The organism is Malikia spinosa, assembly GCF_002980625.1.
GTDB classification, from domain to species: domain Bacteria; phylum Pseudomonadota; class Gammaproteobacteria; order Burkholderiales; family Burkholderiaceae_C; genus Malikia; species Malikia spinosa.
The window spans coordinates 100993-117111 of sequence record NZ_PVLR01000036.1 but is presented as its reverse complement, the minus strand read 5'-3'; the positions used below and the strand labels follow the sequence as shown (position 1 = coordinate 117111).

Genomic DNA, 16119 nt, shown 5'->3' with positions numbered 1-16119 from the left:
TGTGGCACGAAAACCGGCCTGGCAGGCCTTACAATGGCCACTGCATCGACCCTCGCGGTCGTCTGGTGCAAGGAAACGTGGCCGAGCGGTTTAAGGCAGCGCTCTTGAAAAGCGCCGAGGGCTGATACCCCTCCGTGAGTTCGAATCTCACCGTTTCCGCCATCTGGCCCAAGTTGACAGATCCCATTGGGCTATTACGCGGGCAGAAATCAAGGTTGCCACGACCTCGATAAGCGAACTGGCTGGACATCACAACATCAGCTAAGCAATGCTGCACAAGTGAAAAATCCGGCAGACCCCTGCAGTACCACCCTACCGCCTAGGCAAGTTGAGTCCCCCTGACTGCCGCCCAGAGTGCGATCGCGACTGTTCCCTGCCTGTTGCTGCCAACTGGCGATCTGCGGCCGATCATGCGCGAGTCCGCCAATTGCGCAATGACAGCGACTCACCAAGCTCACAGCAACCTTGCCCCAAAGTCATGTCAACGACCATCATATTGCCGCTCCCGCCGTCAGACTTGAAACAGGGGGGCGCTCATGCGAAGGCTGACATCGCGACACAGGAACGACTGGTGCAGTGGCTTGACGCCACAGTGAACTCCATACGTGCAGCCTGCGTAGAACCCGTCAGGGTCGACCTGCCCGACAGGACCGCACGGGATAGCGAGTCCTTGTCGGAGGAATTGACCGCCATTTTCTTGCACAAAAGCTTCAACCACCAATCACGTGGCCGACTCAGTGCCGTACTGCCTGGTTTTCGCCAGGGCTTGCAATCACAGATCGACGCCATGCGACCCTTGACGTTGTACTTCCTGTACAACGGAGGCTACCGGGCCTCACCTTTTCCGCAAGACCCCACTCCGATTTTTTATCCGGATCAAACAGAACTGATGCTGCTGCGCCAGATCTCGCTACTGCAGGCGAGAATCAAGCAGAAGTATGCACCAGGCATTGATTTCGTCATCGTATTGAACAATGGCGTGGCAGCCTACGTCAACGACATATCCTTGGAAGAAACCAGTCGCTATGCCAAGGAACTTCGAAACATCATCGAGTCGCTTGGCGCCAGCCGATTCATTCGTGTACTGCTGCAATCTGAAGTGGCCGATTTCAGCAGCAGCCAATCAAAGCCTGGATACAGGACGCTACCGAAAATAAGCCAGAAGGAACATTCGATCGTCGAACGATTCCTTGGGCGGCCCTGTTCTGAGCAGGAGGCCAGTTACCGGGCATGGCTTTACCAGATAGCCGAGACTGAATGGGCCAAGGACTTGGTGCCGCTGGTCACGCGGGATCATGCCCTCCTGCTGCGACAGGTCGCAAGTTCGGGAATGCTTTCCTTTCGTGCTTTTCCAGGCGGGGCCATACGGGCGCAAAACGGCTCGCTGGGATTTCAGGAAGTCGACCAGACCTGGGTTCCCAAGCTCATCTCGGCTGAAACCTACAGCCACTACAAGATCCAGACAATCAACTGGTCGCTCCCGCTGGCCTGACAACCAGACGCCCCCCTCAGCTCAAGGCCGAAAAACTCGATCAAGATGCAAGAAAACCTTGTCTGGCATGAGACACCGTTTGCCAAGCCCGATGCTGACAGAGTCCATGAAGCGCTGCCATTGGCATTGGCCAGAGCCTGTCGGCTTTGGCCAGAGCAGACCGCAGTTCTGCATGAGACCCAGCACTTCAGTTTTCAGGACCTGGCCTGCCGCGCAGCCGGTCTTGCGCAGGAGATTCAAGCCTCCGGTTCAGCTCCGGGCCCGGTAGCGCTGCTGCAATCGGTAGGATTTGATGCGGTAGCCGCCTGGTTTGCCTGCGCAATGGCCGGAAGGCCTTTCCTGCTGCTCGAACCCGGGCACCCACCCCATCGCTTGCTGGAGCTGATTGAATCAGCCGCCTGCACCCTGCTGCTGTGTGATGGCTTGACACTGACAGGCTTGCCCAGCGGGCTGGCGGTCAGAACCATGGTTTCCGATGGCCGATCAAGCGAGCTGAACCTTGGCGAGGTCTTGGGTGCCGAGGAGCCCGCCATGATATTTCCGACTTCGGGCTCCACCGGTAGCCCCAAGTTGGTCACCTATTCGGCCGCTACCCTGCAAGCCAAGGTACAAGCCTCCATCGCCCTGATGCAGGTGCCCTTGGGAGCAAGAGTGTTGATTGCAGGATCACACGGCAACTATGGCTTCCTTCATCATGCGATGGTCTTCCTGTTATCCGGCGGAACGCTTTGTCTTGCCGACATCAAGAAATGGGGGTTTTCCGCCGCGAGCGATGCCATCCTGCGCCTGGAGGCCAGGCATGTCAGGTTCACGCCATCGATGTTCCGCAATTTTGCCATCCTGCCTGATGCCAGAGACATACTAGGTTGCCTGGATGCCGTTCGCTTTTCGGGTGAACCGTTGCTCACGTCGGACCTCGAACTGGCGCGAAAAGTCTTGAATCCGAACTGCCTGATTCAAAATGTCTACGGCAGCACAGAAAGTGCCTTGTTCATTTGCCACTGCGACGACACCGAGCCAGTGGGAGCAACGGTTCCCATGGGTCAGATCTACCCGTTTTCCGCCTATGCCTTGCGGCCAATCGACGAGGGGAGTACCGATACCGACACGGGCGAGCTCCTGATTCGATCTTCCTACCAGGCGCTTGGCGACTGGAAGCTGGGCGGCATTGATTCGGAGCGCTTCCCGCTTTTCGCTCCAGGCAGCCCGGAACGCCTCTACGCTACCGGAGACCTTGTCAGGCGCCTGCCAGACGGCCAGTTGCTACATATGGGTCGAATCGGAAGAATGGCCAAGATCAGAGGGCAAAGAGTCTACTTGAGCGAGGTAGAAAACCATTTACGCAGCATTCCCGGAGTGACCGGCGCAGCGGTCATCGAGCACAAGGAATCCGGCAACTCACAACTTTACGGTTTCATCACAAGGAACGAAATCTGCCACGAAGATCCCAGAAAATGGCTCGCGCATCGCTTGCCAGACTTCATGGTACCAGTGGGGATCGAGGTCATCGAGACAATTCCTCTGCTGGCAGGAGGCAAGGTGGACTACAAGGCCTTGACCACCCGCATCCCCAGGCACGAAGCAATCAACGGCGACAAGCATGAAGGCAAGAACGCCTACGAACACCTCTGCCATCTTTGGGATGTCGTGCTATGGCCGGGCGCACACCAACACCCCAGCGATTTCGTGGCATTGGGCGGAGATTCACTCAAGCTGATGCAGTTGATGCTGCATGTCGAGAAAAGCTTCAAGAAAAGCTTTTCCGTCGATGAATTCCTGGTCGATGCAAGTCTTTACCATCTGGCCCGGTTGATTGGAATTGACAATCCAGCACCTGTGACTGAAAAGCACCAGGGACTGAGATTCAGGCTGGTATGGCCAAGCAGCACGGCATCGAAAGGGGTAGCCTTGGCTGTTCCGGGATGGGGTGGGTCGGCAATCGCCGTACCCTTTGCCAGGGCCGGGCTGTTTTCAGGGCATGACTTGTGGGCGGCCGATATCAGCCTGCCTGGCGGCAACATCCTTCAAGGCAACAGCTGGTGGAAGACCGCCATCGAGATCGCCAACCAGATAAAGGCCGGCGCCTTGCCTCGGCCCAGGATCATCTTCGGATATTCGGCCGGAGGCAGCGTTGCCTGGCTGGTTGGCCGCCTGCTGGCAGCAGCCGGTTGCGCTCCCGACTATGTCCTGATGTCCGACTCCTCGCCCCTGCATCGCCTGCCAGCCTATGGCCACCGCGACCTTCGCCGCCTGCTGGCAGCAAGCCCAGCGGAGCGGATGCCAGCCGTGATCCATGTCCGGAGAACCTGTCTGGCTCAACTCGAGATCGGCAGAGGAAACGCCCATGCCTGGATGCCGGAGGACAATCTCCAGTTCACGTTCGACATTCCCACGGTCGACCATTCGGAGATGTCGCGCAGCGAGGTATTGGCGCTGGCGGCTCCAGCCGTCGAATCCTACTTGAGCGAAATTTCCCCTGCCAGCAGGCAAGCGACAAGCTCGAGCACCCCCCAAACGGTCGGAGCAGAAATCTACCAGATGCTTCATCAAGCGGCTTGCGGCAACATCAGCCAGCTCAACAAGCTAGTCAAGCATCCAGACCTGGGCAAGGGCCATCTAGGCGCCTTGCTACAGCTGACGCTACGGGACTGTCGAACCGAGCCAGCGTCGACCTTGGTTTCCGAGCTCTTGTTGCAACACCCCGACTCTCTCATCTTGCAGCTGGCGAAATCACGACTTCGTCGCCAGCCATCAGGCTTGTGTCCTGGATTCTCTCCATTTGGCAGACTAAGAAGCGTTGCAGCACTGGAAAGAATGCTCGCAGCGCATCACATGGCTTTTTCCAACATATCGGGAACGGGGCCAAACTCCGGACTGAGCCCATTGAACCTCGCGCACCTCTTCGTCGATCTGGTCAAGGCAGTGGTCAACGCGCGTTCGAGTCGTCTCAGCAAACGATCAACTCGCTGATTCCAAGCCGCGGCCATCAACGCCAGCCCAGGAAACCACTGCCCACGGCAGACAAGGCATTCACCCCGCCTGCCTGATCGTCACCAGCGCCTGCTCGAAATCGAAGTTGTCCAGCGCCTTGGCCAGCGGCTCGTAATGCGGGCCCAGCGCAGACTGCAGCAAGTTCCGGTTGGACTCGAACAGCGTCAGGCTTTCGGTGTCGGCCTGCTCGAGCAGTCCGATCAGCCGCTCGCGCAGCCGGGCCCATTGCTGCGGATCGAGGGCGACTGCATTGCCGTTCGCCATCTCCTGCGGCAGTCGCTGGCTGATCGCCTCGACCAGCGGCGCCAGAGCCCGGGCAATGCCGGCCTGCAGCAGGTCGATGACGTCCTGTGGCGCACGCTCGCGCAGGGCCTGCTCGAGCCGCTCGGCCATTTCACGCAACTCGAGCGCGCCAATCTGAGCCGACACCCCCTTGAGCGTGTGCATCAGCCGCTCGGCCTGACCCCAGTCGGCAGCAGCAATCGCCTCGGCCAGGCGGGCGGGCGTTGCGGCCTGGTCCGAGGCAAACCGGGCCAGCAGGTGGTGATAGAGCGGCTCGCGCCCGAGCACCTGGCTCAGGCCCAGCTCCGCGTCGAGCCCCGCGATGCCCTCAAGTGAAGCCCCCGGCTTCAATGCTGTACGAGCCATGCTTCGGTTACGTCGGGACGGACGCCGCGCACGCGACCGGCTGGGCTTGACCCAGCGCAGCAGCTTGGCCGCCAGATCCTTGGGGTCAATCGGCTTGGCGATGTAGTCGTTCATGCCGGCCTCAAGGCAGCGCTCCCGGTCGCCCGTCATCGCATTGGCGGTCATGGCCAGGATCGGCAGCTCCTGCAACCAGGACAGCTGGCGGATCTCGCGGGTGGCAGTCAAGCCGTCCATGACCGGCATCTGCATGTCCATCAGCACGACGTCATAGCTGTTTTGCTGCACCCGCTCCAGGGCCACTGCGCCGTCGGGTGCCAGGTCGACCCACAGACCGAGCTCGCGCAGCAGCTCGATCGCGACTTCCTGGTTGATCTCGTTGTCCTCCACCAGCAAGGCCCTGGCGCCCTGCAAGGGCGTGGTGTCCGCCTGCAGACCACGTTCGGAGCGCGGCAGCGGGGGAAACTCGTCGAGTTCGGCGCCGAGCAGGCGCATCACGGTGTCGAACAGGACCGAAGGGGTCACCGGCTTGACCAGCACATCGCTGATGCCGACATCCTCGGACAGCTCGAGCAGCTCGCCGCGGTCATAGGCCGTGACCATCAGCACCAGCGGTCGCCTGGGCAGCGGCAAGGTAGCGATCTTGCGCGCCACGGTCACGCCGTCCATGCCGGGCATCTTCCAGTCGAGAAAAACCACCTCGTAGGGTTGGTCGGCCTCGGCGGCCCGGCTCAGCTCGGCCAATGCCAGCGCGCCGGAAGCGACCGCGTTGACCGCAAACCCCATCGAGCGCAGCATCTCGCCCATCACCTCGCGCGCCGGGTCGTTGTCATCGACCACCAGGATGCGTCGGCCCTGCAGATCGGGTTGCGCCAGCCAGCGCCTGGGCTGGTCGACACCCCGGCCGAGCCGGGCCGTGAACCAGAAGGTCGATCCCCGCCCCGGCTCGCTATTGACCCCGACCTGGCCGCCCATCAGCTCGGCCAGCCGCTTGGAGATCACCAGGCCCAGGCCGGTGCCGCCGTACTTGCGCGTGGTCGAACTGTCGGCCTGCTGGAAACTCTGGAACAACAGCGCGCATTGCTCGGGCGAGATGCCGATGCCGGTGTCCTGGACCGAGAAGCGCAGCAGCAGCTCGTCGGCCGGTTCCGGCTCCTGCCCCGGTTCGAGCGCGACGCGGATCGTGATCGTGCCCTGCTCGGTGAACTTGACCGCGTTGTTGGCATAGTTGATCAGCACCTGACCGATGCGCAGCGGGTCACCGATCAGGTCGCGCGGGACATCCGACCCGACATCCATCACCAGCTCCAGCCCCTTGCTGTCGGTCTTGGTCGCGAACAGCGCGGCGACATTGTCGAGCATCTGGTCGAGATCGAAATGGGCCCGCTCGACGCCCATCTTGTCGGCCTCGAGCTTGGAAAAGTCGAGGATGTCGTTGATGATCCCGAGCAGGTGCTGACTCGAGGTCTGGATCTTCTGCACGTAGTCGAGCTGGCGCGGCGTCAACGCGGTCTTGAGCACCAGATGGGTCATGCCGATCACGGCATTCATCGGCGTGCGGATCTCGTGGCTCATGTTGGCCAGGAAATCGGCCTTGGCGCGCGCATTTGCCTCGGCCATTTCCTTCGAGCGCTGCATGGCCTCGAAGGCCTCGCGCTCGGCCGTGATGTCCTGCACCATGCCGGCATAGCCGCGCGCGATATCCTGGTCGATCACCTGCGCCGACACGCGGGCCCAGAAGCGGCTGCCGTCCTTGCGCACCAGCTCTTGCTCGCTGCGGAAATTGCCGTGCTCGATCATCTCGGGCTGGAACCTCTGGCGCAGGTTGGCAAACGCTGCGTCATCGGCATACAGGATGCGCGGCGCCTGGCCGATCAGCTCGCCCGGCCCGTAGCCGAACATCTGCTCCATGGTGCGGTTGCAGCGCTGGATCTGATGATCCTTCACGAAGATCAGGCCTGCAGTCGCCGCGTTGAAGACGGCCTGCTGCTCGGCACTGGCCAGGCTCAGCGCACGGGTCGCGGTCGCGAGCTCGACCGTGCGCTCGTCGACCAGTTGCTGCAGATGCTGGCGATAGCGCTCGAGCTCGGCCTGGGCCTGCTTGAGCACCGAGATATCGGTCGAAATGCCGCACAGCGCATAGACCCGGCCCTGCTCGTCGCGCAGCGGAATCTTGATCGTCAGGTCGGTCGAGGTCGAGCCGTCCTGCAGGACATTGAAGTCCTCGGCCACGACCCGTTCGCCCTGCTCGAGCACACGGCGGTCGATCTGGCGGAGCCGGTCCGCCACCGCCGGCTCGAAGAAGTCGGCATCCTGGTGACCGACGATCTGTTCGATCGGACGCTTGAACAGCGCGCAGGTCCGACGGTTGGCGTACTGGTAGCGGTAGTCGGCGCCCTTGATGTAGATATAGGCTTCGACGCTGTCGAGAATGGTGTTGAGTCGCGCATGCTGCTGGCGCAGCTCGCGCTCCAGACGGACCTGTTCGGTGACGTCGCGCGACAGCAGCACATAGTAGGGCTGGTGCTCCTGCCCCCTGAGCCCGCAGGCGATCGAAGCCTCGTACCAGCAATCGCCATCGGCCTGGGGCAGGCTGTAGCGCCGGCCATAGTCGCTGCCGTGCAGGCGCGCGGCTTGCAGCCCGGCGGCGATGACCTCGGCCGCTGCGGGCGGCAAGACCTGGGCGTAATGCTGGCCGACCAGCTCGGGCGGCGGGGTGGTGAACGGGGTTTGGCGCGCCGAGCGCGCCTCGGTGATCCGGCCTTCGGCATCGATCTCGAGCAGCATGTCGGGCACGGCCTCGAGAATCGAGGCCAGATGGTCGCGGGTGGACAACACCGAACGGCTCATCGACTCGGCCATCCGCTCGGCCCTGAGCCGCTGCTGGATCTGGGCCCGGGTCAAGGCAAACAGCAGCAGCGACACCAGCAAGCCCAGCACCAGCACCAGCGGCGGATAAGCCTGCTCGATCGGCAGCATGAAGTCGTCGCTGGCGCTGCAGATCAGGGTCCAGCGCCGCCCGCCAATCTCGAACTCGAGCTGCTGGCGCATGAGCTGCGAGGCTTGATCCGCAACAGGCTGGCTGCTGAAAGCCAGCTGGCGGCCACCGGTGCCGGCCTCGGCGGCATCGTAGAGCTCGACGGCCAGCGCTTGCCGAGCGGCCGGCAACAGCTGGCGGAACAGGTCCTGGTAGCGCAGGCTGGTGCCGACGAAGCCGACCAGCAGCGCCCGCCGCTGCTCGACGGTATCCGGCAGCGCGCCGCCGCGATAGAGCGGCTGGTAGATCAGAAAACCTGGCTGTGCATCCGGACCCTGATCCACCGCCAGCTGGACCTGGGCGCTGAGCTGGGGATTGCCGCTGTCGCGCGCTCGCTCGAGCGCATCGCGCCGCTCGGGACTGTTCCAGGAATCGATGCCGAGTGCGACCCGGTTCTTTTCGGTGACAGGCGCCAGATTCGTGACGACGACGTGGAAATCGCGCTGTCCCGCTGGCTTGAGCACGAAATCCTGCCCGCCCAGCATGCGCTGCGACTCGATCAGCTCGGTCAGCTGCTCGCCACTGGCGGCGCGCAGGTGGATCAGGTCGGTGAAACCGGGGTAACTCTCCTCCAGCCGCAGGGTGTCGCGCATGCGCTGCCAGGCCTCGGGACTGATCAGCGGGTTCTGGCCGGCATAGGCCTGGGCACCGCGCAAGACCTGGGTCAGGCCAACCAGATGGGTGTGCAAGGCGGTCTTGAACTCGCTGCTGCGCAGCAGGAAGCGGGCTTCGCCAGCCGAACGGATCCAGCGCTGGCTGAAGCCGTGCAGGCCCAGGGTCAAGGCCAGGCCTATGACCAGGACCAGCCATGAGACCCAGTTGGGGGCACGCCGCCCCCTGCCGGAACGGCCTTCACGAGAAGAAGAGACAGTCGGCAAAGCCGTTTCCTGAGCGCCTGCGATGGGTTGCTGGCTGCGCCTGGCCTGTAAGCAGGGTAAAGCCGGGCAGGTTTTCGTCTGTCATTCTAGCCAGGAGCGCCGGGCCATGCGACACCAGGCCTGCCCGGCGGTGCTGCTCAGGGCAGCATGCGCCCTTCCCTCTCGAAGCGCGAATGCCAGGACAGTGCCTCGTCGAGCAGATGCGGCGTGTGCAGCCCGCCATGGCCGCCACGCGCCGAGCGCTCGGCACGCGCCACATAGTCCCGCAGCGCCGGGCGGAAGTCCGGATGCGCGCAATGCTCGATCACGACCTGGGCCCGCTGGCGCGGTGCCAGACCGCGCAGGTCGGCCAGGCCCTGCTCGGTGACCAGGATCTGCACATCATGCTCGGTGTGGTCGACATGGCTGACCATCGGCACGATGCAGGAGATCGCGCCGTCCTTGGCGGTCGACGGCGTCACGAAGAACGAGATATACGCGTTGCGCGCGAAGTCGCCCGAGCCGCCGATGCCGTTCATGATCCGGGTGCCCATGATATGGGTCGAGTTGACGTTGCCATAGATGTCGGCCTCGATCATCGCGTTCATCGACAGCACGCCAAGGCGGCGCACCAGCTCGGGGTGATTCGAGATCTCCTGTGGCCGCAGCACGATGCGCTGGCGGTAGAAGTCGAGGTTGTCGAGGAATTCCTTGGTACCGGCGCGGCTCAACGACAGCGCGGTGGCCGACGCCATCACCATCTTGCCCGACTTGAGCATCTCGAGCATGCCGTCCTGCAGCACCTCGGTGTAGCCGGTCAGGTTCTCGAACGGGCCCTGGTTCAGGCCGGCGAGCACGGCGTTGGCGATGTTGCCGACACCCGACTGCAGCGGCAGCAGCTCGGGCGGCAGCCGCCCGACCTTGACCTCGTGCGCCAGGAAATCGAGGATATGGCCCGCGATGCGCTGCGAGTTCTCGTCGGCGGCAGCGAACTTGGTGTCGCGGTCAAGCGAGTGGGTCTCGACAATCGCGACCACCTTGCTCAGGTCCACATGCAGGTAGGGCTCGCCGATGCGGTCGCCCGGATGCGTCATCGGAATCGGCTTGCGGTGCGGCGGACGCTCGGTGCCGTAATAGACATCGTGCATGCCCTCGAGTCCGAGCGGCATCGCGCTGTTGACTTCGAGGATCACCTTGTCGGCCTGGTCGAGCCAGGTCTTGTTGTTGCCGATCGAGGAGGACGGGATCAGGCGCCCGTCTTCCAGGATGCCGGCGACCTCGACCACCGCGACATTGAGCTTGCCCAGGAAGCCGAACCAGACGAACTGCGCCACATGCGACAGGTGGATATCGATATAGTCCATCTCGCCAGCGTTGATGCGGGCGCGGCAAGTCGGATCAGACTGATAGGGCAGACGCATCTCGATGCCGCCGACCTTGGCCAGAGCGCCGTCGAGCTCGGGCGCGGTCGAGGCACCGGTCCAGACGCCGATGCGGAACTTGTTGCCACCCTGGTTGGCTTGCTCGATATGCTTGGCCAGTGCCTGCGGCACTGCCTTCGGATAACCGGCACCGGTGAAGCCGCTCATGCCGACATGGTCGCCATGCTCGATCAGCGCCGCAGCCGCATCGGCCGACATGATTTTCTGGCGCAGGCCAGGGTGAAGAATACGAGACGGTTCAGACATGGGCTATCCTCGATCTATGAACGTCAATAATATTGACCTATTTATATGCTAACGCCGAATGACAATTAAGTCAATATGATTGACGTAACCACACCACCCGACCTGATGGCCTCGATCGCGTTGTTCTATCAGGCTTACCGGACCTATACCTCGGGCTCGGACGCGCTGCTGGCGCAACGCGGGCTCGGGCGGGTGCATCACCGAGTGCTCTACTATGTGGCACGCCATCCTGACCTGACGGTCAGCGAACTGCTCGAGCGGCTCGGCGTCAGCAAGCAGGCACTGCACGCGCCACTGCGGCAACTGGTCGAGCTGGGGCTGGTGACCGTCAGCACCCCGGCACATGACCGCCGGGTCCGGCAGCTGGCGCTGACCGAGCCGGGCCGGCAACTGGAATGGCAGCTGACCTCGCCACTGGCCGAGCACCTGAGCGCGGCCCTGGATCGGGCCGGGCCACAGGCCACTGCCGGCTGGTTGACGGTCATGCACGAGATTTCGACCCAGCCGGTCGCGCCGACCGAGCCCGCTTTGGCGGCACAATCCCCGCCATGACCTCCACACCCGACATGGACTCCCCGCCGCCGGCCCCGCAACAGCGGCACAACCCGCTGCACGGCCTGACGCTCGAAGCGATCGTGACCGCGCTGCAGGCGCATTACGGCTGGGCCGGACTCGGCGAGCAGATTCCGATCCGCTGCTTCAACGTCGACCCCAGCGTCAATTCCAGCCTCAAGTTCCTGCGCAAGACGCCCTGGGCGCGCGAAAAGGTCGAAAGCCTCTACCTGTTCATGCTGCGCGAGCAGCGCCGGGCCCAGCGATGAGCAGCCAGACCCCGGCCGCCGACCTGGCACGCGAAGTCGAGCCAGCCCATAGCCATCCGCGTACCGAGGCCGCGCTGCAGCGCCTGCGCCAGGCCATGGCCCAGATCGAAGCCGAGATCGAGGCCCATGGCGGCAGCTACCCGTACAACCACGGCCGCATGACGCAGTCCGAACTGTGCCGGCGTGCCGACGTCAAGAAGGCCACGCTGCAGAACCCGGTGCACAAGGACACAACCCGGGTCGAGGTGATGAGCTGGTGCGATGCGATCAATGCGCGGCTGGCACAGACCCGCGACGCGGCGCGCCTGCAACTGGCTGCCAGCGCCGACGCGAGCAGCGCCGAGCCGCAAAGCCTGCTGGACCAGCTGGCAAGCCTGCAGCAGCGGCTCGATGCGGCCGAATCCCTGGTCGAACAGCTGCAGGTGCAGAACCGGCAGCTGCGCGCCCAGCTCGGCCTGGACTGATCTCCAGCCAGGCGGTTGCCACCCCGGCACAGGGTGGCGGCATCGATCGAATCAGCCTTGCGCCAGCAGCCGGGCCACAGCGGCGGCCTCGGTCGGGCGCACCAGGCGATCGACTTCCTGGCCGTCACGCAACAGGATCAAGGTAGGCCAGAGCTTGACCCGGAAGCTGCGGCCCAGCGGCCGACCGGGACCATCCTCAACCAGCAGGTGGCGCAAAGCGGAAGCAGAAGTGGCAGCAGAGGCCTGCAGCGCCTCGGCCACGGCCGGCGCCGCGGCCTGGCAATGTCCGCACCAGTCGGTGCCGAACTGCAACAGGGTCAGGCCCGGCAGCGCGTCGACTTCGGCGCGCTCAGGTGCCTGGGGGGAATAGGATGGGATGTCGTGCACGGCAAAGGCCTCCGCAAGGGTTGGCCTGATTCTAGACCTTGGCCGTGAAAACAGTATCCGCCGCCAGAATGCAAAAAACCCCTGCAAGCATGACTTGCAAGGGTTTGCGATCTGGCGGAGTGGACGGGACTCGAACCCGCGACCCCCGGCGTGACAGGCCGGTATTCTAACCAACTGAACTACCACTCCTGGCACACAGCTTTGTCGATTGAAGTTTTCAACCGGCCAAGCGCTGAGAACTTGGCGACCCTACGGGGATTCGAACCCCGGTACTCACCGTGAAAGGGTGATGTCCTAGGCCTCTAGACGATAGGGTCGTATGAGGACTTGAATTCTGGCGGAGTGGACGGGACTCGAACCCGCGACCCCCGGCGTGACAGGCCGGTATTCTAACCAACTGAACTACCACTCCTGGCAGGCAGCTTTTGCACACCGGCTTGCGCCGATTTGCCAAGCGCTACAACTTGGCGACCCTACGGGGATTCGAACCCCGGTACTCACCGTGAAAGGGTGATGTCCTAGGCCTCTAGACGATAGGGTCGTATGAGGACTTGAATCGTGGAACCAGATGGTGGAGGTAAACGGGATCGAACCGATGACCTCTTGCATGCCATGCAAGCGCTCTCCCAGCTGAGCTATACCCCCATGGTTGCCACGACAGCAAACAAAATCTTGGCGGAGTGGACGGGACTCGAACCCGCGACCCCCGGCGTGACAGGCCGGTATTCTAACCAACTGAACTACCACTCCTGGTAGTGCAGCTTCGCCACCTGATCTTTCGATCAAGCAGCCAAGCGCTGCAAACTTGGCGACCCTACGGGGATTCGAACCCCGGTACTCACCGTGAAAGGGTGATGTCCTAGGCCTCTAGACGATAGGGTCAAAACCTGGACTACTGATTACTGCAAACCTTGATGGTGGAGGTAAACGGGATCGAACCGATGACCTCTTGCATGCCATGCAAGCGCTCTCCCAGCTGAGCTATACCCCCTTCTGGTCTGCAGCGTTGCAGATTATACATTACTTTTTACTCTATCGATTTGCGGCGATATCGCGTTTCGTTTTGTATGTCTGCATCAGCAAGACTCGCATTGTATAGTGATTTTCAGGCCTTCTGCAAGCAGGTCAAAACTTTTTCACGCCCCTGCAAGAAAAGCACCGCATCGACCGAAGGCGTCTGCGGCGTGCCCATCACCAGCACGCGCACCGGCATCGCCAGCGCAGGCATCTTGAGGCCGAACTCGGCCAGTGTCGCCTTCATCGCGGCGGCAATCGCTTCCTTGCTCCACTCGCCTTCAGTCAGCTTGGCGGCGAAGGCGGCAATCGCGGGCTTGACGGCGTCGCTCAGGTGCTTGGCCAGGTCCTCGGGCTGCGGCGCAACTGGCGCGTAGAAGGCAGCGGCCCAGTCGGCCAGCACCAGCGTGGTGTCGCAGCGGTCCTTGAACAAGGCGCAGATCGCTTCCAGCCGCGCGTCGGCCGTGATGCCGCGCTTGGCAAGCTGCTCGGCCACCAGCGGCACCAGCTGGGCGTCGGGCGTGGTCTTCATGTGCTGGCCGTTGACCCAGCGCAGCTTGGCCTCATCGAACTGCGCCGCGCTGCGGCCCAGGTGGTCGAGGTCGAACCATTCGAGGAACTGGGCCCGGCTGAAGATCTCGTCGTCGCCATGACTCCAGCCCAGGCGAGCCAGGTAGTTGATCATGGCCTCGGGCAGGTAGCCCTCCTCGCGGTACTGCGTGACCGGCTTGGCGCCATTGCGCTTGCTCATCTTCTCGCCCTGCTCGTTGAGCACGGTCGGCAGGTGGGCATAGACCGGCACCTCGCGGCCCAGGGCCTGGAAGATGTTGATCTGGCGCGGCGTGTTGTTGATGTGGTCGTCGCCCCGGATCACATGGGTGATGCCCATGTCGAGGTCGTCGACCACGACGCAGAAGTTGTAGGTCGGCACGCCGACCGACTCGCCGGGCGCGGCCGGACGCGCGATCACCAGGTCGTCGAGCTCGGCGTTGGCGATCTCGATCCGGCCCTTGACCTTGTCGTCCCAGGCCACGACGCCTTCCTTCGGGTTCTTGAAGCGCAGCACCGGCGCCACGCCCTCAGGGATGGCAGGCAGCACCTTGCCGGGCTCCGGGCGCCAGGTGCCGTCATAGCGCGGCTTTTCCTTGGCTGCCATCTGGCGCTCGCGCAGCGCGTCGAGCTCGGCCATGCTCATGTAGCAGGGGTAGACATGGCCGGCAGCGATCAGTTCGGCCAGCACTTCCTTGTAGCGCGCCATGCGCTGCATCTGGTAGAACGGGCCCTCGTCATGGTCGAGGCCGAGCCATTTCATGCCTTCGATGATGACGTCGACCGCAGCCTGGGTCGAGCGCTCCTGGTCGGTGTCCTCGATGCGCAGGATGAAGTCGCCGCCCTTGGCGCGGGCAAAGGCCCAGGGATAGAGCGCCGAGCGGATGTTGCCGAGGTGGATGAAGCCGGTCGGTGACGGGGCGAAGCGGGTACGGACGCGTTGGGTCATGGTCGTTCGATCAGATGAGGCTGAGGCCGCGCTCGAGGTCGGCCTTGATGTCGTCGAGGTGCTCCAGGCCCACGGCGACGCGGATCAGGCCCTGGTTGATGCCAGCGGCCTGGCGCTGCGCCTCGGACAGCTTGCCGTGCGACGTGCTGGCCGGATGGGTGCAGAGGGTCTTGGTGTCGCCGAGGTTGGTACAGAGCGACAGCAGCTGCATCGAGTCAAGCACCTGGAAGGCATTGGCGCGCGCCTGCTCGGGGCTGGGGGCCTTGACGTCGAACGAGACCACCGCACCGCCGCAGCCATTCATCTGCTTCATGGCCAGCGCATGCTGCGGGTGGCTGGCCAGGCCGGGGTAATGCACCCGTGCCACGGCCGGATGGGACTCGAGCCAGAGCGCCAGCTCATGCGCCTGCGCGCTTTGCGCCTTCATGCGCAGGTCCAGCGTCTCCAGGCCCTTGAGCACGACCCAGGCGTTGAAGGGCGACAGCACCATGCCCGAGTTCTTCTGCACCGGCAGGAACTTCTCCAGCACCAGCTGCTCGCTCGCGCAGAGCGCGCCGGCGAGCACCCGGCCCTGGCCGTCGAGGTACTTGGTGCCCGAGTGCATCACGATGTCGGCGCCGAACTCGACCGGGCGCTGCAGCGCCGGCGTCGCGAAGCAGTTGTCGACCGCCAGCAGCGCGCCGACATCGTGCGCCAGCTCGGCCAGCGCCGCGATGTCACAGACCTCGCCGAGCGGATTGGTCGGCGTCTCGGCGAACAGCAGCCGGGTGATGCCAGGGCGGATCGCCGCCTTCCAGGCCGCCAGGTCGGTCTGCGGCACCACCGAGGTCTCGACGCCGAAGCGCGCGAACTCGGAGCCGATCAGCTTGAGCGTCGAACCGAACATCGACTGCGAGATGATCACATGGTCACCGGCCTTGAGCAGGCTAAAACACATCAGCATGATGGCCGACATGCCCGAGGCGGTCGCCATGCAGGCCTGCGTGCCCTCGAGCGCGGCCAGGCGCTGCTCGAAGCTGGTAACGGTCGGGTTGCTGGAGCGGCCGTAGGTATAGCCCTCCTCCTGGCCGCCGAAGCGGCGCGCCGAAACCTCGGCACTGGGCTGCACATAGCCGCTGGTCAGGTAGAGCGCCTCGGAATTTTCGCCGTATTGGCTGCGCTCGACCGCCAGGCGCACGGCCAGCGTCTCGCGCTGCAACCCGTCCCATTTCGGATCGGCCATGGC

The 16119-nt window shown here is 63.4% G+C and carries 10 protein-coding genes and 9 tRNA genes; 6 read left to right on the top strand and 13 right to left on the bottom strand.

Annotation, left to right across the window (positions count from 1 at the left end; translation table 11 throughout):
* The first annotated feature begins 71 nt into the window (after nucleotides 1-71).
* From C6P61_RS12655 to C6P61_RS12645, 3 genes are all read left to right on the top strand, one after another.
* A tRNA-Ser gene (locus C6P61_RS12655) sits at nucleotides 72-162 on the top strand.
* Between the two features lie 316 nt (nucleotides 163-478).
* The gene (locus tag C6P61_RS12650; protein WP_105730280.1) at nucleotides 479-1492 is read left to right on the top strand and encodes an L-tyrosine/L-tryptophan isonitrile synthase family protein; all 1014 of its coding nucleotides are present in this window, start codon (nucleotides 479-481) and stop codon (nucleotides 1490-1492) included.
* A gap of 45 nt (nucleotides 1493-1537) precedes the next feature.
* A complete protein-coding gene (locus C6P61_RS12645; RefSeq protein WP_105730279.1) occupies nucleotides 1538-4462 on the top strand; it encodes an AMP-binding protein in 2925 nt (974 codons plus the stop codon).
* A gap of 60 nt (nucleotides 4463-4522) precedes the next feature.
* On the opposite strand, the gene C6P61_RS12640 is transcribed toward C6P61_RS12645, so the two are convergent.
* Complete coding sequence (locus tag C6P61_RS12640) at nucleotides 4523-8947, bottom strand: CHASE domain-containing hybrid sensor histidine kinase/response regulator (protein ID WP_105730278.1); 4425 nt, start codon at nucleotides 8945-8947, stop codon at nucleotides 4523-4525.
* A 233-nt stretch (nucleotides 8948-9180) separates the two neighbouring features.
* On the bottom strand, nucleotides 9181-10710 hold the full coding sequence (locus C6P61_RS12635) for a succinyl-CoA:acetate CoA-transferase ScpC (protein WP_105730277.1): 1530 nt from the start codon (nucleotides 10708-10710) through the stop codon (nucleotides 9181-9183).
* Nucleotides 10711-10785: 75 nt separating this feature from the next.
* Here C6P61_RS12635 and C6P61_RS12630 point away from each other — a divergent pair, with 75 nt between their 5' ends.
* Genes C6P61_RS12630 through C6P61_RS12620 form a run of 3 tightly spaced genes read left to right on the top strand, consistent with a single transcriptional unit; the run spans nucleotide 10786 to nucleotide 11995 of the window.
* Nucleotides 10786-11262, top strand: a complete 477-nt coding sequence (locus C6P61_RS12630; protein ID WP_105730276.1) for a MarR family winged helix-turn-helix transcriptional regulator — start codon at nucleotides 10786-10788, stop codon at nucleotides 11260-11262.
* Nucleotides 11259-11531 (top strand): VF530 family protein, encoded by a 273-nt coding sequence (locus C6P61_RS12625; RefSeq protein WP_105730275.1) that lies wholly within the window; start codon nucleotides 11259-11261, stop codon nucleotides 11529-11531. The genes C6P61_RS12630 and C6P61_RS12625 overlap by 4 nt, the downstream gene beginning before the upstream one ends.
* A complete protein-coding gene (locus C6P61_RS12620) occupies nucleotides 11528-11995 on the top strand; it encodes a hypothetical protein (RefSeq protein WP_105730274.1) in 468 nt (155 codons plus the stop codon). The genes C6P61_RS12625 and C6P61_RS12620 overlap by 4 nt, the downstream gene beginning before the upstream one ends.
* 51 nt (nucleotides 11996-12046) lie before the next feature.
* Here the strand turns inward: C6P61_RS12620 and C6P61_RS12615 are convergent, their stop codons facing one another.
* The 11 genes from C6P61_RS12615 to C6P61_RS12565 form a co-directional block, all read right to left on the bottom strand.
* On the bottom strand, nucleotides 12047-12382 hold the full coding sequence (locus C6P61_RS12615; RefSeq protein WP_170067387.1) for a thioredoxin family protein: 336 nt from the start codon (nucleotides 12380-12382) through the stop codon (nucleotides 12047-12049).
* A gap of 112 nt (nucleotides 12383-12494) precedes the next feature.
* A tRNA-Asp gene (locus tag C6P61_RS12610) sits at nucleotides 12495-12571 on the bottom strand.
* Between the two features lie 52 nt (nucleotides 12572-12623).
* A tRNA-Glu gene (locus C6P61_RS12605) sits at nucleotides 12624-12699 on the bottom strand.
* Between the two features lie 18 nt (nucleotides 12700-12717).
* Nucleotides 12718-12794 (bottom strand) — tRNA-Asp (locus tag C6P61_RS12600).
* A gap of 53 nt (nucleotides 12795-12847) precedes the next feature.
* Nucleotides 12848-12923: transfer RNA gene (locus C6P61_RS12595), tRNA-Glu, on the bottom strand.
* Between the two features lie 28 nt (nucleotides 12924-12951).
* Nucleotides 12952-13027 (bottom strand) — tRNA-Ala (locus tag C6P61_RS12590).
* A gap of 28 nt (nucleotides 13028-13055) precedes the next feature.
* A tRNA-Asp gene (locus C6P61_RS12585) sits at nucleotides 13056-13132 on the bottom strand.
* A gap of 56 nt (nucleotides 13133-13188) precedes the next feature.
* Nucleotides 13189-13264: transfer RNA gene (locus C6P61_RS12580), tRNA-Glu, on the bottom strand.
* A 33-nt stretch (nucleotides 13265-13297) separates the two neighbouring features.
* A tRNA-Ala gene (locus C6P61_RS12575) sits at nucleotides 13298-13373 on the bottom strand.
* 114 nt (nucleotides 13374-13487) lie between these two features.
* Nucleotides 13488-14894, bottom strand: a complete 1407-nt coding sequence (gene gltX / locus C6P61_RS12570) for a glutamate--tRNA ligase (protein WP_105730272.1) — start codon at nucleotides 14892-14894, stop codon at nucleotides 13488-13490.
* A gap of 10 nt (nucleotides 14895-14904) precedes the next feature.
* Entirely contained in the window at nucleotides 14905-16116 is a 1212-nt protein-coding gene (locus C6P61_RS12565) for an O-succinylhomoserine sulfhydrylase (RefSeq protein WP_105730271.1), read from the bottom strand.
* Nucleotides 16117-16119 lie beyond the last annotated feature (3 nt).